Origin of the sequence: Dactylosporangium sp. NPDC048998, from assembly GCF_043197855.1 — a bacterium.
Taxonomy (GTDB): Bacteria; Actinomycetota; Actinomycetes; order Mycobacteriales; family Micromonosporaceae; genus Dactylosporangium.
In genome coordinates this window covers 86,079-106,941 of record NZ_JBICTV010000027.1, presented here as the reverse complement: position 1 = coordinate 106,941, position 20,863 = coordinate 86,079, and the positions used below count along the sequence as shown (strand labels likewise).

General features: G+C 75.2%; 21 protein-coding genes. 9 read left to right on the top strand and 12 right to left on the bottom strand.

Annotation, left to right across the window (positions count from 1 at the left end):
* Positions 1-38: 38 nt before the first annotated feature.
* From gap to ACGFI8_RS37565, 4 genes are all read right to left on the bottom strand, one after another.
* Positions 39-1,061, bottom strand: coding sequence for a type I glyceraldehyde-3-phosphate dehydrogenase (gene gap / locus ACGFI8_RS37580; RefSeq protein WP_392811978.1), 1,023 nt, complete (start codon positions 1,059-1,061; stop codon positions 39-41).
* Positions 1,062-1,237: 176 nt separating this feature from the next.
* Positions 1,238-1,531 (bottom strand): hypothetical protein, encoded by a 294-nt coding sequence (locus ACGFI8_RS37575; protein WP_392811976.1) that lies wholly within the window; start codon positions 1,529-1,531, stop codon positions 1,238-1,240.
* A gap of 84 nt (positions 1,532-1,615) precedes the next feature.
* A complete protein-coding gene (locus tag ACGFI8_RS37570) occupies positions 1,616-2,515 on the bottom strand; it encodes a universal stress protein (RefSeq protein WP_392811974.1) in 900 nt (299 codons plus the stop codon).
* Positions 2,516-2,608: 93 nt separating this feature from the next.
* Positions 2,609-2,917: a DUF1876 domain-containing protein gene (locus ACGFI8_RS37565; protein WP_392811973.1), complete on the bottom strand. Its 309-nt coding sequence runs from the start codon at positions 2,915-2,917 to the stop codon at positions 2,609-2,611.
* 184 nt (positions 2,918-3,101) lie between these two features.
* Between ACGFI8_RS37565 and ACGFI8_RS37560 the strand changes: the two genes are divergently transcribed.
* The 4 genes from ACGFI8_RS37560 to ACGFI8_RS37545 all read left to right on the top strand — a co-directional run bounded on the left by ACGFI8_RS37560 (position 3,102) and on the right by ACGFI8_RS37545 (position 7,230).
* Positions 3,102-3,308: a DUF1918 domain-containing protein gene (locus ACGFI8_RS37560; RefSeq protein ID WP_392811971.1), complete on the top strand. Its 207-nt coding sequence runs from the start codon at positions 3,102-3,104 to the stop codon at positions 3,306-3,308.
* A gap of 41 nt (positions 3,309-3,349) precedes the next feature.
* Positions 3,350-4,345, top strand: coding sequence for an Acg family FMN-binding oxidoreductase (locus tag ACGFI8_RS37555; protein WP_392811969.1), 996 nt, complete (start codon positions 3,350-3,352; stop codon positions 4,343-4,345).
* A 73-nt stretch (positions 4,346-4,418) separates the two neighbouring features.
* The gene (gene polX / locus ACGFI8_RS37550) at positions 4,419-6,158 is read left to right on the top strand and encodes a DNA polymerase/3'-5' exonuclease PolX (protein ID WP_392811967.1); all 1,740 of its coding nucleotides are present in this window, start codon (positions 4,419-4,421) and stop codon (positions 6,156-6,158) included.
* A gap of 61 nt (positions 6,159-6,219) precedes the next feature.
* The gene (locus ACGFI8_RS37545) at positions 6,220-7,230 is read left to right on the top strand and encodes a zinc-dependent alcohol dehydrogenase family protein (protein ID WP_392811966.1); all 1,011 of its coding nucleotides are present in this window, start codon (positions 6,220-6,222) and stop codon (positions 7,228-7,230) included.
* A gap of 13 nt (positions 7,231-7,243) precedes the next feature.
* Here ACGFI8_RS37545 and ACGFI8_RS37540 read toward each other — a convergent pair whose 3' ends face one another.
* From ACGFI8_RS37540 to ACGFI8_RS37515, 6 genes are all read right to left on the bottom strand, one after another.
* Entirely contained in the window at positions 7,244-7,891 is a 648-nt protein-coding gene (locus tag ACGFI8_RS37540) for a class I SAM-dependent methyltransferase (protein ID WP_392811964.1), read from the bottom strand.
* A gap of 33 nt (positions 7,892-7,924) precedes the next feature.
* Positions 7,925-8,779, bottom strand: a complete 855-nt coding sequence (locus tag ACGFI8_RS37535) for a universal stress protein (protein WP_392811962.1) — start codon at positions 8,777-8,779, stop codon at positions 7,925-7,927.
* A 117-nt stretch (positions 8,780-8,896) separates the two neighbouring features.
* Positions 8,897-9,637 carry a sigma 54 modulation/S30EA ribosomal C-terminal domain-containing protein gene (locus ACGFI8_RS37530; RefSeq protein ID WP_392811961.1) on the bottom strand — a complete coding sequence of 247 codons (741 nt, stop codon included), beginning with the start codon at positions 9,635-9,637 and terminating at the stop codon, positions 8,897-8,899.
* 114 nt (positions 9,638-9,751) lie between these two features.
* Positions 9,752-10,555 (bottom strand): hypothetical protein, encoded by an 804-nt coding sequence (locus ACGFI8_RS37525; RefSeq protein ID WP_392811960.1) that lies wholly within the window; start codon positions 10,553-10,555, stop codon positions 9,752-9,754.
* A gap of 137 nt (positions 10,556-10,692) precedes the next feature.
* Positions 10,693-12,369 carry a GAF domain-containing protein gene (locus ACGFI8_RS37520; RefSeq protein ID WP_392811991.1) on the bottom strand — a complete coding sequence of 559 codons (1,677 nt, stop codon included), beginning with the start codon at positions 12,367-12,369 and terminating at the stop codon, positions 10,693-10,695.
* A 25-nt stretch (positions 12,370-12,394) separates the two neighbouring features.
* Positions 12,395-13,033, bottom strand: a complete 639-nt coding sequence (locus ACGFI8_RS37515; RefSeq protein ID WP_392811958.1) for a response regulator — start codon at positions 13,031-13,033, stop codon at positions 12,395-12,397.
* A gap of 546 nt (positions 13,034-13,579) precedes the next feature.
* Between ACGFI8_RS37515 and ACGFI8_RS37510 the strand changes: the two genes are divergently transcribed.
* Genes ACGFI8_RS37510 through ACGFI8_RS37500 form a run of 3 tightly spaced genes read left to right on the top strand, consistent with a single transcriptional unit; the run spans position 13,580 to position 16,792 of the window.
* The gene (locus ACGFI8_RS37510) at positions 13,580-14,050 is read left to right on the top strand and encodes a DUF3040 domain-containing protein (RefSeq protein WP_392811957.1); all 471 of its coding nucleotides are present in this window, start codon (positions 13,580-13,582) and stop codon (positions 14,048-14,050) included.
* Positions 14,047-14,598 carry an STAS domain-containing protein gene (locus tag ACGFI8_RS37505; protein ID WP_392811956.1) on the top strand — a complete coding sequence of 184 codons (552 nt, stop codon included), beginning with the start codon at positions 14,047-14,049 and terminating at the stop codon, positions 14,596-14,598. Before ACGFI8_RS37510 ends, ACGFI8_RS37505 begins: the two co-directional genes overlap by 4 nt.
* Positions 14,599-14,629: 31 nt before the next feature.
* Positions 14,630-16,792, top strand: coding sequence for a hypothetical protein (locus ACGFI8_RS37500; protein ID WP_392811955.1), 2,163 nt, complete (start codon positions 14,630-14,632; stop codon positions 16,790-16,792).
* 5 nt (positions 16,793-16,797) lie between these two features.
* Here the strand turns inward: ACGFI8_RS37500 and ACGFI8_RS37495 are convergent, their stop codons facing one another.
* The gene (locus tag ACGFI8_RS37495; protein ID WP_392811953.1) at positions 16,798-17,802 is read right to left on the bottom strand and encodes a lysylphosphatidylglycerol synthase domain-containing protein; all 1,005 of its coding nucleotides are present in this window, start codon (positions 17,800-17,802) and stop codon (positions 16,798-16,800) included.
* Between the two features lie 141 nt (positions 17,803-17,943).
* Here ACGFI8_RS37495 and ACGFI8_RS37490 point away from each other — a divergent pair, with 141 nt between their 5' ends.
* Positions 17,944-19,101, top strand: a complete 1,158-nt coding sequence (locus tag ACGFI8_RS37490) for a glycosyltransferase (RefSeq protein WP_392811951.1) — start codon at positions 17,944-17,946, stop codon at positions 19,099-19,101.
* Positions 19,098-19,940, top strand: coding sequence for a class I SAM-dependent methyltransferase (locus tag ACGFI8_RS37485; RefSeq protein WP_392811949.1), 843 nt, complete (start codon positions 19,098-19,100; stop codon positions 19,938-19,940). Before ACGFI8_RS37490 ends, ACGFI8_RS37485 begins: the two co-directional genes overlap by 4 nt.
* Here the strand turns inward: ACGFI8_RS37485 and ACGFI8_RS37480 are convergent.
* The gene (locus tag ACGFI8_RS37480) at positions 19,890-20,834 is read right to left on the bottom strand and encodes a glycosyltransferase family 2 protein (protein WP_392811947.1); all 945 of its coding nucleotides are present in this window, start codon (positions 20,832-20,834) and stop codon (positions 19,890-19,892) included. The genes ACGFI8_RS37485 and ACGFI8_RS37480 overlap by 51 nt on opposite strands.
* Positions 20,835-20,863: the final 29 nt, after the last annotated feature.

Sequence of the window (20,863 nt, the reverse complement as noted above, 5' to 3'; positions counted from 1 at the left end):
CGGTCCGCACCCGGGGGTGCGGACCGTCCTGACGTCGGCTACCGGTCGGCTCCGGAGAAGACCAGCGCGAGGTCGACGAGCCGGTTGGTGTAGCCCCACTCGTTGTCGTACCAGCCGAAGACCTTGACCAGGTGGCCGTCGGCGGCGGTGAGGCCGGCGTCGAAGACACACGAGGCCGGGTCGCCGATGATGTCGCGGGACACCAGCGGCGCCTCGCTGTAGCGCAGGATCCCCTTGAGCGGGCCGGCCGCCGCCGCGGCGAACGCCGCGTTGACCTGCTCGACGGTCGCCGCCTGGGACAGCCGCACGGTCAGGTCGGTCATCGAGCCGTTCTCGACCGGCACCCGCAGCGCGACGCCGCCGAGCCGCCCGGCCAGCTCCGGCAGCACCAGGCCGATCGCCTTCGCCGCCCCGGTGCTGGTGGGGATGATGTTCGTGGCGGCGGTGCGGGCCCGGCGCAGGTCCTTGTGCGGCGCGTCGAGCACGACCTGGTCGTTGGTGTAGGCGTGCACGGTGGTCAGGTAGCCCTGCTCGATGCCGAACGCGTTGTGCAGCACCTGGGCCATCGGGGCGGCGCAGTTGGTGGTGCACGACGCCGCGGAGACGACCTCGTGCGCCCGCGGATCGTACGACTCGCCGTTGACGCCGAGCACGAGCGTCGCGTCGACGTCCTTGCCGGGCGCCGAGATGAGCACCTTCCGGGCGCCGGACTTGAGGTGCACCGCCGCGTCGTCGCGGCTGCGGAACCGCCCGGTCGATTCGATGACGAGGTCGACGTCGAGGTCGGCCCACGGCAGGAACGCCGGGTCGCGCTGGCGCAGCACGTCGACGAACTGGCCGCCGACGGTCATGCCGCCGCCGGACGGGTCGACGTCGACCGTCGCGCGCAGCCGGCCGAACGTGGAATCGTGCTGCAGCAGGTGCGCGAGCGTGCCCGTGTCGAACAGGTCGTTGATCGCGACGACGGTGATCGCCCGGCCGAACAGGTCCCGCTCGACGAGACACCGGACGAAGTCCCGGCCGATGCGGCCGAACCCGTTGATGGCGATGCGGTACGTCATGGCTTCCTCCTCAGCCCCGCGGGGCATGCCGGCCCCACACTTCCCACCCTGGACCGGCTCGCTCGCGCGCACACGGGCCGAACGTCACCCGCGGGCCGGGCCCAGGTCACCCCCGCCGGGTGACCGCGCACCCCGCCGCGTCATGGTGGACAGGCCGATCCGGGACGCCGGGAGGGTCACCGCCGCATCCGTGGCACGTCGAGCGGCCGTTCGGCGTCCTCCCGCTCCGCCATCGCGGCCACCTGGGCGCGGTACTCGGCCCGGTCGAGCCGGCCCGCCAGCAGCGCCCGCGTGGCGCGGCGCTCGGCCCGGTAGCGCCGATGCGCGGCCGTGGCCAGGAGCCACACGGCGAACCGCAGGCGGGACCCGTCGCCGGCCGATCCTCGCCGGCGGATCGCCACGGTGTGCAGGACGATCAGCGTGACGCACGTGCTCACCAAGAGCGCGACGACGACAATGGCTGCGGCCATCGGACTCACCTCCCGGCATCCCTCCCCGCCGGACACGGCTTCTAACCACGCTAGGCGGCGCCGGTCGCGGCGGGCAGGGCCGCCTCACGTGGTGGTCGCGGCGGAGCTGACGACCGGCTCGGCGGGAGCCCGGCTTGGGCCGTGGGCGATGAGGACGGGACAGGCGGCGACCTGCAGGACCCGGTGCGTCACCGAAGGGTTCGGCGGCTGGACGCGGTCGCCCGGGCAGCGGGTGCCGAGGACGAGCAGGCCCGCCCACTGCGACACCACGGCGAGCGCCTGCACCGGGTCGCCCGGCTCGCTACGCACCTCGACGTCGAGCAGCGGGTACTTGGCGCACCAGGGCGCGGCTGCGTCCTGCAGCGCCTCCCGGACGACGGTGTCGTCGGCGCTGAGGTCGGCGCCGCGGACCGACCCCGGATGCCACAGCCGCGGGTGCGGCCACGCCTGCACGATGACGAGCCGGCTGCAACGGGCGGACGCCTCCTCGAAGGCCAGGCGTAGCGCGCGCCGGGCCGGGTCCGAGCCGTCGAACCCGACGACGACCGGCCCGCAGCGGGGCAGCGTCGCGTCGGGGTCGGCCCACCTCCGGGCGTCGTGGACGATCAGCACCGGGGCGTCCGCCCGGGTGCCGAGCGCCTGGCTGACGGAGCCCAGTGGCTTGTCGCCGTCCCCGCCGGCGCCGCGCCCACCGATCACGACGAGGCGCGCCCCGGCCGCGAGTTCGCGCAGGACCGCGACCGGGGAGCCGTAGCGGGTGTCGGCCTCGGCCGCCACGCCGACCCGCCATCGCCGGGCCTCGGCCGCGGCGTCCGCCGCGATGTCCGGCCGCGCCCGCCCGGCCGCACCACCCTCAGGCAGCACGGCCACGGCCAGGAGCATGCGCGTCCACCGGCAGGCCTCGTCGGCGCCCCAGTGCAGCGCGCCGATGCTGTGTGCCGATCCGTCGACGCCGACAACGACCGGCCCGAATTCGTACGCCATCGGGAATCCTCCGTCCCGCGCGGCGCAGCGGGCGTCGCCGCCGCGCCGCCAACTGCTGGCACCGGCGGTGATCGGGACCGCCGGTGCCGACCTTCACACGCTGACGCGCACGGGGTGCCCGACGACGGCCCGAAGGTCGGCGGCGGTGGTCACCAGCAGCTGGTGGCCCAGGTCCGACAGCGCCCGCGCCGCGGCGAGCTCGTCGCCGATCGCCGGGACGTCGGTGTCCGCCGGATTCAGCCTGGCGTCCCCGACGCCGGTGAGCCGGGCGCTCTCGCCGCTGTGCAGGCGCGCCTCCGCATGCGTGTGCCCGTCGCGCTCGTCGATGAGCACGACGACCGCCCAGCGTTTCACGGTGGCCATGACGACATCGTCTCCTCCCGTGCCGAACGGGTACTCCATTGCCCAATGGTCCCTCGCGCCCGCGCCCCGGTCGCAGGGCCGAAAGTCCCGGCGTGCCGGCCGCGCACGCCGCCGGCCCCAGAGACCGGTGCCGCGGCGGCATAGGACGCGCCGGCCGGGGAAGCGTTGCGACGGGTACGACGATCGGGTGGTACGACGGGGAAGACGGGGAAAGGGACGGCCGATGAGAGCGCACGTAGGCGACCGCATCATCGAAGAGGGCAAGCGCGTCGGTGACCACCGGCGCATCGGCGTCATCACCGCGGTCAGGAGGGACGACGGCACACCGCCATATGTCGTCCGCTGGCTGGACACCCAGCACGAGGCGCTGGTGTACCCCGGCTCCGACTGCAGGATCGAGGCGGCACGCGCGGGGGATTCCCCCACCTGAGCGGCCGGAACAAACCGAAACAAATCGGGGACGTGGAAACGATGAACGACCGGCCGCCGATCACGGCGGTGCTGCACCGGGCGGCGGAGGATGCCGGGCTCGCGCCGTCGATTCTCAACACGCAGCCGTGGCGGTGGCGGGTCCGGGCGGACGCGCTCGACCTGTACGCGGATCCGGCCCGCCAGCTGCACGCGATCGACCCGTTCGGGCGGTTGCTGATCGTCAGCTGCGGCGCGGCCCTGCACCATGCCCGCGTCGCCCTGGCGTACGCCGGCTACGAGGGCCGGGTGTACCGCTGGCCCGACCCGGACCAGCCGTGGCTGCTCGCCCGGATCGTGGACTTCCGGGCCCGCCCGGCCGACCGCGGCAGCGTACTGGCATACCGCAACATGCGGCGGCGCCACACGGACCGCCGCCCCGTCGGCGGCCGCGCGCCGGTGCCGGCCGCGGTCGTCGCGGCGCTGCGCGCGGCGGCCGAAGCCGAGGGCGCGCGGCTGCACGCCCTCGTGCGCGACGAGATCGCGTACCTGCGATACGCCGCGCAGGGCGCGCGCAGGATCGAGGGCGCGAGCCGGGGACACGTCGCCGAGCTGCGGCGGTGGACCTCGCGCGGCCCGGGCGCCGTCGACGGGATCGCGCCGGAGACCGTCGTGGCACCGGTCCCGCGGCCGGTGCCACAGAGGGACTTCGGCATGGGCGCCGCGGCGAAGCTGGCGCCCGGCCCCGGAGACGACCGGCTCGCCGAGTACCTCGCGCTGGCGACAGACCGGGACGAGCCAGGGGACTGGCTCTCGGCGGGCCAGGCGGTCAGCGCCGTCTGGCTGAGCGCGACCGGGCACGGGCTCACGGTCTCGCCGATGAGCGACGTCATCGAGGTCCCGGGGGCCCGGGTGCTGCTCCGCGGCCTCCTGCACCCGCCTGGGCAGCCGCATCTCGTACTGCGGGTCGGCGTGGCCGGCGACCTGGCGCCACCCCCGGCGAGCCCGCGCCGGCCCGGCGCCGACATCGTCGAGGTCGAGGCGTCGGCCGACGGCTGACACCGTGGCGGACCCGCCGGCTCGGACCGGCCGGGCCTGGCGACCACGAAATCCGGCTGCCTACGCTGGGCTGATGGCGCGGACGAACGACACCGTCGCGGCGCTGCTGCAGGAGTACGCCGACCTGATCGCGGTGACCGGCGGAGACGACGCGTTCAAGGCTCGCGTGTACGAGAAGGCGGCCCGGGCCGTCGCCGGTCATCCGGTCGACATCGCCGCCCTGGACGCCGACGGGCTGCGGCAGATTCCCAACGTCGGCGCGTCGATCGCCGGCAAGGTCGTCGAGTATCTGCACACCGGCCACATCGCCGCGGTGGACGCGCTGCGGGCGAAGGTGCCGTACGGCGTCCTGGAGCTGACCCGGATCCCGACGCTGGGGCCGAAACGAGCCCTGCAGCTGCACGAGGAGCTGGGCGTCGCCTCCATCGACGGGCTGCGCGACGCGATCCTCGCCGGCCGGCTCAGCGGCCGCCGGGGCTTCGGGGCGAGGGCGGCCGAGAACATCCTGCACGGCATCGAGGTGCTGGAGCGCAGCCACGGGCGCACCCTCATCTCGGCGGCGACGGACGCCGCGGAGCAGATCGTCGGCGCGCTGTGCGGCGTGCCGGGGTGCCTGCGGTGCACCTGGGCCGGCTCGCTGCGCCGGTTCCGCGAGACCATCGGCGACGTCGACATCCTCGCCGCCGCGGTGGAGCCGGGTCTGCTAATGGACGCCTTCACCCGGCTGCCGGAGGTCGTCGACGTGCTGGCCTGCGGAACGACGAAGTCGTCGGTGCGGCTCCGCGGCGACCTGCAGGTGGACCTGCGGGTGGTCGAGGCCGTGTCGTGGGGCGCGGCGCTGCAGTACTTCACCGGGTCCAAACCCCACAACGTGCGCCTGCGCGAGATCGCCGCCCGCGCCGGGTTCAAACTCTCCGAGTACGGGCTGTTCCGCATCGTGGACGGCTGCCTCGTCGCGGCGCGGTCCGAGGAGGAGGTGTACGCGCGGCTCGGCCTGCAGTGGATCCCGCCCCCGCTCCGGGAGGACCGGGGCGAGATCGCGGCGTCCCGGGAAGGCACACTGCCGGACCTGGTGACCGCCGCCGACATCCGCGGCGACCTGCATACCCACACCGACCTCACCGACGGTGTCGCACCGCTGTCCGACATGGTCGCCGCGGCCCGGGAGCGGGGCTACGAGTACTACGCGGTCACCGACCACGCGAAGAACATGCCCATGCAGCGCATGACCGACGAGAAGATGCTCGCCCAGCGCGAACGGCTGCACGAGCTGGCCTCGCCGGACGGGCCGGTGCTGCTGCACGGCACGGAGCTCAACATCGGCCCGGACGGCGAGCTGGACTGGGACGACACGTTCCTCAGCGGGTTCGACCTGTGCGTGGCCTCGGTGCACTCGCACTTCACGCAGCCGGCCGCCGAGCTCACCCGGCGGCTCGTGCGCGCCTGCGAGAATCCCTTCGTCACGATCCTCGGCCACCCGACGACCCGCCTGATCGGCAAGCGGCCGCCCCTGGACGCGGACTGGGACACGGTGTTCGCCGCCGCGGCCCGCACCGGCACGGTGCTGGAGATCAACGGCTTCCCCGACCGGCTGGACCTGCCCGACGAGCTCATCCTGCGCGCCCGGCGCCTCGGCGCCAAGTTCGCCGTCGACACCGACGCGCACGCACCGGTACACCTGGATCACCTGCGCTACGGCATCGGCACCGCCCAGCGCGGCTGGCTCACCGCCGACGACGTCGTCAACACCTGGCCGATCGACCGCCTGCGCGCCTTCGTCGCCGCCAAACGGGCGGTCGCGGCCCGGCGGTGAACGACCGCCAAGCGCGCCCGATCCGGGGACGCCGGCTGGGGACCGGCGGAAGAATAGGCGGATGGAGACGATGATCGCCTGGCAGGTCGACCGGCCCGGTCCGATCGCGACCCGTCCGTTGCGCCGTGTGACGCTGCCGATCCCGGAGCCGGCCGACGACGAGGTACTGATCCGGGTGCGCGCGTGCGCGGTCTGCCGCACCGACCTCCACCTGGCCGAGGGCGACCTGCCGCCGCACCGGCCGGGCACCGTGCCCGGCCACGAGGTGGTCGGCACGGTGGAGCGGCTGGGCGCGAGCGTGTCCGATCCGGCGGTGGGTGACCGGGTCGGGGTGGCCTGGCTGCGCCGGACGTGCGGCATCTGCCGGTACTGCCGGCGGGGCGCGGAGAACCTGTGCCCCAACTCGCGGTACACCGGGTGGGACGCCGACGGCGGGTACGCGGAGTTCTGCGTCGCCCCCGCCGCCTACGTGTACCGGCTGCCGGACGGCTACGCCGACGACGAGGTCGCCCCGCTGCTGTGCGCCGGGATCATCGGCTACCGGGCGCTGCGCCGCTGCGAGCTGCCGCCGGGCGGCCGGCTGGGCGTCTACGGGTTCGGCGCGTCGGCGCATCTCGCCGCGCAGGTCGCGATCGCCGAGGGCGCCACCGTCCACGTGGTCACGCGCTCCCGGGCCGCCCGGGAGCTGGCGCTGTCCCTCGGCGCCGCGTCGGCCTCGGCCGACGGGCCACCGCCCGAGCCGCTCGACGCCGCGATCCTGTTCGCCCCGGTGGGCACCCTGGTGCCCCCGGCGCTCGCCGCGCTGGACCGCGGCGGCACGCTGGCGATCGCCGGGATCCACCTGACCGACATCCCGCCGCTGCACTACGCCGAGCACCTCTTCGAGGAGCGGCGGCTGTGCAGCGTGACGGCGAACACCCGCGAGGACGGCCGCCAGTTCCTCGACCTCGCACAGCGGCACCGGCTGCGGGTGACCGTCACCGGCTATCCCCTGGCCGAGGCGGACAAGGCCGTGGCCGACCTGGCCGCGGAGCGCTTCCACGGCGCCGCCGTGCTGCAAGCGACGCCCTAGCGGGGGATCCGCGCTACCTCGCGGGACGCGCCTCGCCGGAGACCCAGTCGCCGCCGTCGCGGCGAATCGTGCAATCCCAGCCCAGCCGGCGCAGCTGGAGTTCCAGCCGGTCCGGGTCCACGAAGTTCTTGACCACGCGGAACGTGCTGCCGTCCCGCAGCCGCCGCTCGACGATCTCGTCCCGGCCCGGGACATAGGCCTCTTTGTCGCGTACGTCGACGTGCTCGTCGATGAACAGTACCCGGCCGTCCTCGGCCAGCAGGCCCCGCAGCGAGTGCCAGAACTGTTCGACCAGGCTCGTCGGCACATGTGACAGCCACGCCGAGAAGAAGACCACGTCGAACCGGGCGTCCGGCTTCCACGAGAACACGTCGGCAACCTCGAAGCTGACGTTCGCCGAACCCACCCGATCGCGAGCGATCTCCACCGCCTCGGGGGCCGCGTCGATCGCCGTCACCGTGTCGGCCAGCGCCGCCAGCGCCTCCGTCCACAGGCCGGTCCCGCATGCGATCTCCAGCACGCGCCCGGTCGGCCGCATCTGCGCCACCAGTCGCGCGATGCGCTCACGCGCCGCCGCGACGTCGCCGTACGCCGTCACGTCGTACTCGCCCGCCCGGCGCCGGTAGTAGTCGAGCTGACCAGCCAGAACGTCGTCGATCACCCGGACATCATCACACAGCGACGCGGACCGGGCTCAGCGACGGGCGACCAGGACCGGTACCGATGCGTGATCGAGCACCTGCTGCGTCACGGATCCGAGCCGGAGCGAGCCGAAACCGCCCGTGCCGCGGGGGCCCAGCACGACCATGAGCGCGTCGCGCGCCTCCTCGATGAGCACCGGCACCGCCGCGCCGTGGACGCTGCGCAGCTCGACCCGCACGGCGGGGTACTTCGCCCGCCACGGCTCCAGCTCGGCGGCCAGCGCCCGCTGCACGTCGTCGGCGAGGTGGTCGCGGCGCGCGGCGCGGCCCCGGTGATCTCGATGGTCTCGGGCCTCCTGCCAGGCCCGGACAGCGGTCAGGTCCACGTCCCGCGAGGCCGCCTCCGCGAACGCGAGCTCGATGGCCGCCTGCGCGTGGGCCGAGCCGTCGGTACCCACCAGGACCGGCCGGTACCGGGGGAGCGCGCCGGACGGACCGGCCCATCGCTCCCCGCTATGGACCACGAGCACCGGGCAGTGCGCGTGCGCGGCCAGCTGCACGCCGACGGAGCCGACCGGCAGCGCGTGGAAGCCGCCGGTGCCGCGGCTGGCCACCACCACGAGGCTGGCATGGCGGGACTGCTCGACGAGCAGCCGGGCCGGCCCGCCGTGCCAGGTGCAGGTGGTGACGTGCAGGCCGGGCTGCCAGCCGCGGGCCTCGACCGCGGCCCGCGACGCCAGTTCGTGTTCGTCGGGCGCCTGCTCGAACGGGTCCGGTGCGCCCAGGGCGTGGGTGATCTGCAGCGGCTGCCGAAGGCGTACCGCTTCGTCCGCGGCCCAGCGGACCGCGCCGAGGCTGGCCTCCGAACCGTCGACGCCCACGATCACCGGGCGGTGGATGGCGGTCATCTCGCCTCCTCGCGTGCTCGCCCTCGCTGCGGGTCACCTTCAGCGTTGCGCGCGCGCATGCCACGCGGAAGGGCCGTAGGACCCGACAATCGTCCGGCGCCGGGGGCGCGGCGGTGCCTACCCGGCCGGGGTGACCAGGCCGGCGCCGCCGTCGTAGCGGCGGTACACCAGGTTGCCGCGGCCGGTCCGCGCCTCGGTGAAGAACAGGAACGGCAGCCAGCCCTCCGCCAGGTGGGCAACGGCCTCGTCAGCGGTCAGCACGGGGGTGTGGCGCGGGTTGACGGTCGGCACTGGGGCGCCGTGCACGGTGGGCGGGTGCATGCTGCGCTGCCGGGACAGCTGCACCCCGGTCGGCCCGGCGCGGTGCACGAGCGCGTCCTCGCCGGTCTCGGCGTCGGTGAACAGGTACGCGTCGTAGTCCATCGCGGCGAGGTACGCCCCGGCCTGGCAGCTGCTGCGCCGGTGCAGCCGCACCGGCTTGCGGCGGGTGATGTGCGCCGGGCCGGGCACGGCGAGCGGGCGGCGTTCGGGGTCGGGCCACGGCCACGCCTCCCAGGCCGTGGTCAGCCGCCGGATCTGGCGTTCCAGCCGCACCGTGCCGGCGGCCAGCGCCGCCGCGGGGGAGGACCCGGGCACCTGGATGCGCGCGGGCGCGCCGAACACCCGCAGGTTGACCTGGACGAGCATCGGGCCGCCCGCGCAGGTGGCCGCCGCCAGCCGGACGCGGACGCCGCCGGCCACGTCGTGGCGGGCCGCCACCGCGGCGAACATCGCCCGGGCCGACTCGAGCGCTTCGGCCTGCACCGGGCCACGTGGCAGTACCTCGACGACGCGGGCCACGGTACGCGTGTCCGACATGGCGATGCCCCCTCCTGCGGTGCGCGGACCGCACCACTGTGCGACCGCGGCGGACCGCCGGGCCAGTGCCGAAAGTCCCGTTCCGGGCGGCGACGGCCGATGCGGCATCCGGTATCAGGACGCGGTTCGGGCGACCACCTCGATGACCTCGGCGGCGGGGCGTAGCGGCGGCCCCGGCACGGCGCCGATCCGGCCGGCCACGCCGAAGCGGACCAGGGCGGCCGGACAGCCGGCGCCGGGCGGCAGGCTTCGCCGCAGCCAGGGCGGGACGGCCGCCGGCGGGCAGGCCTCCGCGGAGGTCGCCAGCCCTTCGGCGGTGGCGTTGAGGATCACCGCCGAGAGCGCCTCGCCGGCGACCAGCCAGTCGTGCGGCCGGTCGCCGGCGGTGGTGACGACGGCGAGCCGGTCGGCCGCCTGCGGTCCGGCGAGCAGGTGCAGGTGCGCGCCGGCGTCCTCGGCGACGCCCTGCAGCAGGCGTACCGTCTCGTCGGGGACCGGCTCGTCGGCGAAGCTGCGCTGGTCGGTGCGGCGCACCGCGATGGCGCGGCGCAGCCGTTCCGCGCGCGGCTCCCGGGCGGCCGGACCGGTGTACCGAAGGACCGCCACCGGACCCGGGATGCGCGGCTGCGCGGAGCGGATGACCTCGACCCCGATGCCGTCGGCGGCGAGCACGACGAGCGCGTGATGCAGGGCCGCGCCGCAGCTGATGGTCACCTGCCGCTCGTCCGGATCTTCCGGCAGCCGGCGCCGGTGGTCCGCGGCCAGCTCCGCGCGTTCGCCGTCGATGTGCCACCGCCACGGCTGGGTGTTGTGGAACGACGGCGCCTCCATGGCGGCCAGGGCCGCCCGCGTCAGGGCCCGGGAGACCTCGCCGAGCCGCACCGCTGCCCCGGCGTCGGTGTAATGGATCGCAACCATGGCGTGCTCCTCGGCAGACGGGATGGCTGACTCCCACTACCGTGCCGCCTCTACCCGGCCCCGTTCAGGGGCGAAGGTCCCGCGTTGGGCCCGAAACCGCTCGTTTTGTCAGAACCGCGACGCGGGCACCGCCGGCCTCAGATCGGCACGCGCCAGGCCACACGGGTGCCGCCGCCGGCGGCCGGCCCGACAGTGCAGTCGCCGCCGAGATCGGCGGCGCGGGCGCGCATGTTCGGCAGGCCGTTGCCGCCCGCCCTACCCCCGTCGAGACTCTTGGCCGGGCCGCGGCCGTCGTCCTCGACGACGAGGTCGAGCCCCCCGCCGCCGGCCGTGATCGTCACGCGGGCCGCGGCGGCGTGGGCGTGCTTGGCGACGTTGCTCAGCGACTCCCGCAGTACGGCCATCAGGGCCGTGCGGGCGGTGTCGGGCACCGCCGTGTCGATCGGCCCGTCGATGTGCAGGACGGGGCGGAAGCCGAGGGCCGGCGCGGCCTCCTCGAGCAGGTCGCGGATCTCCTTGCGCAGGCTGTGCTGTGCCGCGCCGCGCAGCTCGAAGATCGCGCCGCGGATGTCCCGGATCGTCGTGTCGAGGTCTTCGGTGACGCGGCCGATGCGCTCGCGCACGTCGTCCTGGCCGGCGCGGTAGGCGGCGGCCTGCAGCTGCATGCCGGCGGCGAAGAGCCGCTGGATGACCACGTCGTGCAGGTCGCGGGCGATCCGCTCGCGGTCGCCGACCACGGCGAGCATCTCGCGCTCGTCCTGGGCCCGGGCCCGCTCCAGGGCCAGGGCGGCCTGGCCGGCGAACGTCTCGACCATGGCGAGCTCCATGCCCTCCGTGATCGGGGTGCCGTCCTTGCCGAACGCGACCACCAGCGCGCCGAGGGCCACGCCGCCGACGGCGAGCGGCACGAGCAGAGCGGTGCCGGTGGGCAACAGGATCGGCCAGTTGGCGGCGGTGCCGAGGTCGGTGATGACGGCGACGTGCCGGTCCTGGAGGACCTCGGCGAACTCGCTGCCGGCGACCGGGATCGACCAGCCGGCGGCGCCGTCCGGGCCGCCGGCGGCGACCTCGACGGTGAGCCGCTCGCCGTCGTCGCCCGAGAGCAGGACCATGGCCAGCTCGGCGCCGGCGACCTCGCGGGCCCGGGTCGCCACGAGCGCGAGGGCCTCGGTGCGGCGGACCTCGCCCAGCAGCACCGAGGTGATCTCGGCCGCGGCGACCAGCCAGCGCTGCCGCCGCTCGGCCTGCGCGTAGAGGCGGGCGTTGTCGATCGCCGCGCCGGCCGCCACCGACAGCGCCGCCACGAGGTCCTCGTCGTCCTGGGTGAACTGCTCGCCGCCGCGCTTCTCCGCGAGGTACAGATTCCCGAACACCTGGTCCCGGATGCGCACCGGAACCCCGAGAAAGCTGTGCATCGGCGGGTGGTTGGGCGGGAACCCGTAGGCGCGCGGGTGCTTGGTGATGTCCTCCAGCCGGATCGGCCGGGGCTCGTCGATGAGCAGGCCGAGCACGCCGTGGCCGCGGGGCAGGTCACCGATCTCGGCGCGCTGCTCGGCGGTGACGCCGTAGTTGATGAACTCGACCAGCATCCGGTCCGCGCCGATGACGCCCAGCGCGCCGTAGCGCGCATCGGCGAGCCGGCAGGCGGCCTCGACGATGCGCTCCAGGGTGCTGTGCAGGTCGAGGTTGGAACCGATGCCGACGACGGCGTCGAGCAGGGCCCGCAGCCGCTCCCGGCTGGTCATCACCTCGCCGACGCGGGCGAGCAGTTCCTGCAGCAGGGCGTCGAGGTCGATCCGGGACAGTTCCGGCAGCGGCAGCGTCACGGCTTCTTTTGTACTACGGCTTCTTTTGTAACAGCCGCGACGCCAACACCGCCGCCTGCGTGCGCCGCTCCAGGCCCAGCTTGGCCAGGAGGCTGGAGACGTAGTTCTTGACGGTCTTCTCGGCCAGGAACATCCGCTCGGCGATCTCCCGGTTGGTCAGCCCCTCCGCCACCAGCAGGAGGATCTTGCGCTCCTGGTCGGTGAGGTCCTTGAACTCGTCGGGCTGCTCCGGGCCCCGCCGGATGCGCTCCAGCACCCGGGCGGTGACGGCGGGGTCGAGCAGCGACTGCCCGGCCGCGACCCGGCGCACGGCGTCGACCAGGTCGGTGCCGTGGATCTGCTTGAGCACATACCCCGACGCGCCCGCCATGATCGCCGCGAACAGCGCCTCGTCGTCATCGTACGACGTGAGGATGAGCGCGTTGATCGACGGGTCGACCGACCGGACCTCGCGGCACACGTCGATGCCGCTGCCGTCGGGCAGCCGCCCGTCGAGGACGGCGACGTGCGGCCGCAGCGCCGGAATGCGGTGCGTGGCCTCGACCGCCGAGCCAGACTCGCCGACGACCTCGATGTCGCCCTCACGCTCGAGCATCTCGCGCAGGCCGAAACGGACCACCTCGTGGTCGTCGAGCAGGAACACCCGGATCATGTACTCCTTCTTACCCGCCCGATGTCACGTCCCGCCAGGCCTAAGGTCCCGATTTCGTCGCTTCTCGCCAGGTGGCCTCCCGGCGCCGGGGCCGGCGGACGGGCGGCCCGGCAGCGACTGGCGGTCGCCGAGGTGCGTGGCCGGGCGGTGAGGTGCGTATGGGCCGGCCGGCGGCTGCCGTGCTGCGGAGGACGGTGGCTCCGGTGGATGCCACTTGCCGCCGTGCCGGCCCCCTTCCGCAGCCCACCACGATTTCCGGCCCGCGCGGAACAGGCGCGCCGTGCCTTTCCGGCAGACGCACGTCGCCCGGCGGTCAGGCTGCGCCGAGTGCGACGATCGGCGCCGCATGCTGCCCGGTCCGCCGATCACTTCCGGGTTCGTGCGGATGGACGATCCGGGTTGGACCGTCCTGCGGAGGCGTCGAGGCGTCGAGGCGCCGTGGGTCGCGGCGCTGTCGCGGCTTTGTCATATCCTCTCAGCAGGTTCGTCGTACTTCGCGCCGACAATGTCCCATTGTCCCGGTGGCGGCGGTGAACGGATGACGGCGTGCTCAGCGACGATGAACAGTGGCGCCTGGGGCAGTTGGAGCGGCAACTCGCCGACGAGGATCCGGCGCTTGCGCGGGCCTTGTCCCGTCACGAGCCGGTGCGCCGGTGGCAGGTCCGCCTGGTGACGTGGGCGACGGTCGCCGGCGGGTGTGGTGTCCCGGCGAGCGTCATGGCCCATGATCCGGTACTGCTGGTCGTGACGCTGCTCGCGTTCGGGCTCTGCTGCGCGTTGATGGTGCCCGACGGCCGCAACCGGCCCGCGCTCCCGAGGTGCCCGGAGTCGCCGCCGACCTCGGCGAGGACCGACCGGTGTCTGCCCGGGCAGCGTCGAGCCCGTCCGCCGTGGGTCCGGGCGCCGGGTGCCACCGGCGTTCGCCGGGCCGCCGCCGGCGGCGCCGACCGCGTATCCCGGCGCCGCGGCTGGGCGCGCCGGGCCGCCGCGTTGTGGACCTCGGGGTGGTCCGCGTGAGCGATCAGGAGCCGCTGGAGGAGCCGGTGGCCGAGGGGCAGGTCCGGCCGGTGGCGCCCCGCCTGCGGGTGCATCGCGAGGAGCACGAGGGGTTCGTACTCCTGCGCCTGGTCGGGCAGTTCGTGGCCCTGACCGCGCTGAGCGTGCAGGTGAACCTGGCGCGGTCCCTGGCGGCCCGGCCGCCGAGAATCGTGCTGGAGACCCACGCGGTGCGGGCGATGGACGCCGTCGCCGCGACCATGGTGCAGGTGGCCGCGCAGGTGGCCGGCGAGCGCGCCGGGTTCGTGCGCATCGCCGCCCCGTCGGCGGCGGTGGCCGCGGCGCTGCGGGCGCTGCCGTCGGGGTCGGTGGGCGTGCACGTCAGCGTCGCCGACGCGCTGCTCGGCGTCTCGGCAACGCCCAGCACGGGCGGCGAGGAGCGCGGGTCGGCGCGGCGGACACGTGGGGGCGGGATGAGCACGGGCGGTGAGGAGCGCGGAAGGGTGCGACGGACACGGACCGGCGTGTTGAGTGTGGGCGGCGAGGAAAACGGAGCGGCGCGTTGTTGAGCGCGGAAGTCGAGGAGAACGGAGCGGTGCGATGAGCGCGGGCGGCGCGGCCGCGGTGGACGAGGCCGGTGGCCAGCTGGCCGTGTCGCACCGGAAGCTGGTGGGCGTGTTCCGGCACGCGCCCGTCCCGGGTGCGGGGCGATGGCTGCGGGCGTTGCGCGCGCCGAGCGAGCGGGCCGGCCGGGTGCTGCTGGCGGCCTCGATCCTGCCGGTGCTGGCGCTGGCCGGCTGGCTGCTGGTGGCGGTACCGCTAGCGGCGCTCGGCGGCTTCCACCCCTGGACGGTGCTGCCCGCGGCGGGACTGGCGATGCTGCTGCTGGTGCGGTGGGCGCTGCCGAGCCTCGCCGCCGTGCGGGCACGCCCGGCGCCGTGGTGGGCGGTGATCGGCACGCTGCTGGTCGCGACCGCGTTCGCGGCGCTGGCGATCGTGACGCACAGCGAGCAGGCGGTACTGCACCGCGACGCCGGCACGTACGCGCAGGTCGGGCTGTGGCTGAGCGGGCACCCGGGGCTGACGACGCCGGTGCCGGTGGAGGCGTTCGGCTCCGCCGCCGACACGGTCACCTACGCCCACCCCGGGTTCTACGTCCAGGACGGGCTGATCGTGCCGCAGTTCATGACGGGCTGGCCGACGCTGCTGGCGGCCGGGTACTGGATCGGCGGCTGGACCGGCATGTTCGTGCTGCCGGGGCTGGTCGGCGGACTGGCCGTGCTGGCGGTGGCGGGGCTGGCGGCGCGGCTGTGCGGGCCACGGTGGGCGCTGCTGGCAGCGGCGCTGCTGGCGCTGGCGTGGCCGATGCTGCGGGTGAGCCAGACGACCTACTCGGAGCCGCTGGCGTGCCTGATGCTCGCCGGCGGCCTCAGCCTGCTCGCCGACGGCTGGTCGATCGGCGAGGGTGCCCGCGCCGCCGGGCGCGGCTCCGCGCGGCGGCGAGCGGCCGGGGTGCTGCTCGGCCTGGCCGGGCTGGTGCTGTCCGGCGGCGAGCTGGTCCGGCTGGACATGGCGGTGGACTTCGCGCTGGTGCTGCCCGCGGTGGGCTGGTGGTGGCTGCGCCGCCGGCCGGGGGTCGGGCCGTTCCTGCTCGGCACGGCGGTCGGCGGCGGGCTCGGGTTCCTCGACTGCCGGTACGTGACGTTGCCGTACGTGATGGTGAACTGGTCCTCCGTCCGGCTCATGATCGCGCTGCTGGTGGTCATGGCCGTCGGGACGGTGGCCGGTGCGCTGCTGCTGCGGCGCCGGGGCGTGCCGCTGGACCCGCACCGGCGCCGCCTGCTGGCCGCCGCGGCGGTGACGGCGGTGATCATCGGGGGCGTGCTCCTGGCGGCGCGGCCGCTGCTGTACGTCGATCACTCGATCACCGCACCGTCGACGATGGAGTATGTCGCGTCGCACCAGGAGCAGTACGGGCTGCCGCACGACGGCACCCGCGGCTACGCCGAGCAGAGCCTGTCCTGGGTGTCGTGGTATGTCGGCTGGCCGGCGCTCGTGCTGGCGTGGACCGGCGTGATGGTCGCGGCGGCGGGTGTCGCGCGCGGCCGGGACTGGCGCCTGCTGCCGGTGCTGCTGGTGTACGCCGGGTCGGGCGTGGCGACGCTGCTGCGCCCGGCGATCACCCCGGATCATCCGTGGGCGGACCGGCGGCTGGTGGTCGAGGTGATCCCCGCCGTCGTCCTGTTCGCCACCCTGGCCGTCGCTCGCGGCGCGCGGTCGTGGCGGCTCGGCGCCTCGGCCGGGGCCCGGTCGGCGGTGCCCTGGCCGAAGCGGGCCCTGCTGCCCGCGGTGCTGATGCTGGCGCTGGTGCCCGGCGTGGTGGTCACCGCACAGCTCGCGCCGCTGCGCACCGAGCTGGGCGAGCCCGAGGCGGCGGCCGCGGTGTGCGAGGCGCTGCGCCCCACGGACTCCGTGATCATGATCGACACGCAGTGGGCGCCGACCGTGCGCAACCAGTGCGGCGTGCCGGTCGCGGCGCTGGAGGATCCGACCGTCGAGCGCATGCAGACCACGGTGGCGGCGGTGCGGGCGAGCGGCCGGGACCCGGTGCTGCTGTCCTCCTCGACGCTGCCGCTGCTGCCGTACGGGCTGCCGCTGGAGCAGGTGGTGTACCTGGAGGAGCATGAGGACCAGCACCAGCTGGTGGCGCGGCCGACCGGCACCGATACGCGGCGCCTGGAGTGCTGGGTGGTGCGGCCGTGACCGGTTCAGCCGGCGGCGTCGGGCCTTGGCTGTTCGAAAGGCTGGGGTCCGTCGACGGGCCGGACGCGCCGACGGCGGGCCGCCGCGGCGGCGCCCCCGGCCAGCACGAGGTCGGCGACGGTCATGACCGCCCGGGACAGCAGGGCCACCGCGGCCGCCTCATCGGTACCGAGCTGGGTGGCCAGCAGCGCGATGAGGACCACGTCGCGGGCGCCCGCCCCGGCCGGCGCCACGACCAGCAGGAAGCCCAGGCACCAGGCGAGCGCGAAGCCGCCGACCGACACGGCGGCGGCCGGGCCGGGGTGCCGGGTCAGCGGTACGACCAGCAGCCAGATGTGCACCCCGAACAGCAGCCACGACACGACCGCCCACCCGGTGGCGGCCAGCACGGCCCGCGCGGGCAGCGGCCGGTCCGGCGGCGGCCGCCGGGTCACCCGCAGCGCGACGGCCAGGGCGGCCCGCAGGCAGGCCGGGTGCAGCACGAGGGCGACGACCGGCACCCCGGCGAGCAGCCACAGGTACCGCCGGTCGGCACCGGCCAGCGCCGGGGGCAGCGTCGCGGCCGCGGTCAGCAGGCCGGCGCCCAGCGAGACAACCATGGTCAGCAGCGCGGCGGTGCCGGTGCGGTGCCGGGGCACCCGGTGGGCGTGGGCGAGCTCCATCTGGGCCAGGATCGGCCACACCGATCCGGGCACGTACTTGCCGAGCTGCCCGACGAAGAAGACCTTCGCCGCGGCGAGGGGTGGCAGGTCGCTGCCGAGCCCGGCCAGGACGACCCGCCAGACCTGCATCGTGGCCAGCAGCCCGGCCACCGCGGCGACCCCGCCGCCGAGGACCGCGACGGCGCCGATGTCCCGGGCCGCCGCGGCGACGGCGTGACGGTGCGGCGCGAGGGCGAGACCGCCGCCGACCACGGCGGCGGCCAGGAAGGCCCATCTCGTCCACCGGCTGCCGGCGACGGCCTTGGCAAGCCGTACGACGGCCTTGACGACGACCTGGGCCAGCCTCACCGGCGCCCGATCCTGCGAGCGGCCCGCGGCCGCCGGCTGACCCGCCGTCGGTGGCGCGGGTGTCGGCGACGGGCGGGGCATCGGCCGAGCCTATCGGTACGCCATGTCGACCAGCGCGGAGGGACGGATACGGTGGGCGGCATGCGCGTCGTGTTCTTCGGCACCTACGACACCGCCACGCACCCGCGGGTGCTGGTGCTGGCCCAGGGGTTACGGGCGAACGGCGCCACGGTGCTGGAGTGCAACGCGCCGCTGGGCGTCGGCACCGCGGCACGCGTGGCGGCCGTACGCCGGCCCTGGCGGGCGGTGCCGCTGGTGGCGCGCATCGCCCGGCGCTGGTGGACCCTCGCCCGGGCGGCCCGTGCCGTGCGCCCGCGGCGCGGCGGGACCCCGGTGGACGCGGTCGTCGTGGGCTACCTGGGCCTGTTCGACGTACACCTGGCTCGCCTGTTGTTCGGCCGCACCCCGGTCGTGCTGGACCACATGGCCGGCGCGGCGGACACCGCGGCCGACCGGCGCCTCGGCGGCCGGCTGCGGCACCGGCTGCTGGCCGCCGTCGACCGCGCCGCGCTCGCCCGCGCCGACGTGATCGTCGTCGACACCGACGAGCAGCGCGACGCCCTGCCGCAGCACGTGCGGGAGCGGGCCGTGGTGTGCCCGGTCGGCGCGCCCGACGCGTGGTTCGACGCGGGAGCCGCCACGCCGCCCGCGCCGCCGGGCCCGCTGCGGGTGGTGTTCTTCGGCCTCTACACGCCCCTGCAGGGGGCGCCGGCGATCGGCGCGGCCGCCCGGCTGCTCGCCGACCGGCCGGTGCGCTTCACGATGATCGGCCACGGTCAGGACGAGGACGCCACCCGGCGCGCCGCCGACGGCGCGGCGGTGCGGTGGGTGCCGTGGGCCGACGCCAGTGAGCTGCCGGGGCTCGTCGCCGGCCACGACGTGTGCCTGGGCATCTTCGGCGGCGGCGCGAAGGCCCGGCGGGTCGTGCCCAACAAGGTCTTCCAGGGCGCCGCGGCCGGCTGCGCGATCGTCACCGCCGACACCGCACCGCAGCGGCGGGCCCTCGGCGGCGCCGCGCTGTTCGTGCCGCCCGGCGACCCCGCCGCCCTCGCGGCGGCGCTGGACCGCCTCGCCGCCGACCGTGCCGAGCTGGACCGCCTCCGCGGCGCCGCCCGCCGGCTGGCCGAGGACGACTTCACCGCGGCTCGGGTCGCGTTGCCGCTGTGGCGGCGACTCGAGGAGAGCCGTCGCGGCGCCGCCGCCACCCCGGCGGCCGGGACGGCGGGGGTGCCGCGGTGACCGGCGAGCCGATGGTGGCCGCGGCGAGCCCGCGGGCCGGCGCGAGGCTGGACCGGCTGGCCCCGCTGTCGCTCAACGCCTGGCTGCGCCTCGACGTCGTGTCGCGGCTCTTCCCGGCCGGCGTGCGTGACGTGCTGGAGATCGGCTGCGGCCAGGGCGGCTTCGGCGCCCGCCTCGCTCAGCGCTACGACTACGTCGGGATCGAACCCGATCCGGCGTCGTTCGCCGTCGCCGAGCAGCGCCTGCGCCTCGCCGGCGCGGGCGGGGTCGCCAGGGTCGCCAACATCCGCCTGGAGGAGCTGCCCGCGGCCCGCTTCGACGTCGTCTGCGCGTTCGAGGTGCTCGAGCACCTCGAGGACGACGCCGCCGCGCTGGCCGCCTGGGCCGCCCGGCTGCGCCCCGGCGGCTGGCTGCTGCTGTCGGTGCCCGCCTACCAGCACCGCTACGGCCCCGCCGACGAGCTCGTCGGGCACTTCCGCCGCTACGACCCGGCGGCGCTGCACGCGCTGCTGACCGGCGCGGGCCTGACCGACGTGCGCCTGTGCCACTACGGCATGCCGCTCGGATACCTGCTCGAGGCCGCCCGCAACCGGCTGGCCCGCCGGCGGCTGCGCTCCGTCGGCGACGCGACCGCGCCGCAGCGCAGCGCGGCCTCGGGGCGGCTGCTGCAGCCCTCCGCGCCGCTGCGCGGCCTGCTGCACCGGTGGGGCACCGCCCCGTTCCGGTGGGCGCAGCGGGCCGCGCCGAACACCGGGCCGGGCCTCATCGCCGCGGCCCGGCTCGCCGCGTCACACGTCGGGGCGGGACCGCACGATGAGATCGGCGAGCAGCGCCATTGAGCCGATGATCAGCCCGGTCAGGAACAGCATCACCGTGTTGGTGGCCAGCCGCACCGGGTGTACCGCCACGTCGAACACGCTCTTCGCCACGCCCGCCCCGATCAGCATCAGCGCCGGCGGCATCAGCGCCTTGAGCGGGTTGAAGTACATCACCATCCGCAGCACCTGCAGCAGGTACCGGTAGGCGTCGCTGACGAACCGGAACTTCGACCGGCCGGCCCGCTTGGCGTAGTCGATCGGCACGTAAGCGACGGGGTGCTGGTTGGACAGGAACGCCAGGGTGATCGTGGTGACGCAGGAGAAGCCGGGCGGCAGCAGCCGCAGGTACGGGGCTGCGACGCTGCGCCGGAACGCGCGCAGGCCCGAGTTGAGGTCCGGGATGCGCTGCCCGACGAGCCACTCGGCGATCTTGCGGATCGTCCACTTCGCCGGAATCCGCAGCAGGCGGTGGCTGCCCTGCTCCGACGTGCGGGCCCCGACCACCTGGTCGATGCCCGGATTGTCGCGCAACCGTTGCACCAGCTCCGGGATGCGCTCGTTCGGGTACGTCATGTCCGCGTCGGTCCACACCACGATCTCGCCGCGGGCCATCCGCGAGCCGAGCCGCCGCACGGTTCCGGCGCCACCGTTGCGCTCCAGCGCGATCACCTGCACCTGCGGCAGCGACAGCTGCGCCAGGTGCAGCACGTCCAGCGTGGCGTCGGTGGACGCGTCGTCGATCGCGAGGACCTCGTACCGGTAGCCGGCGTGGTCCATCGCCGCGCAGATCCGGTCCAGTTCGGCCCGGACATGCGCGGCCTCGTTGAAGCACGGCAGCACGATCGTCACATCCAGCGGCGCCGGCTGGTCGCCGGGCCGCGTGGTGTCGTCGGCCGGCACGGACACGGTTTCCACGACGTACCTCTGGGGGTGAGTTGGCGAGG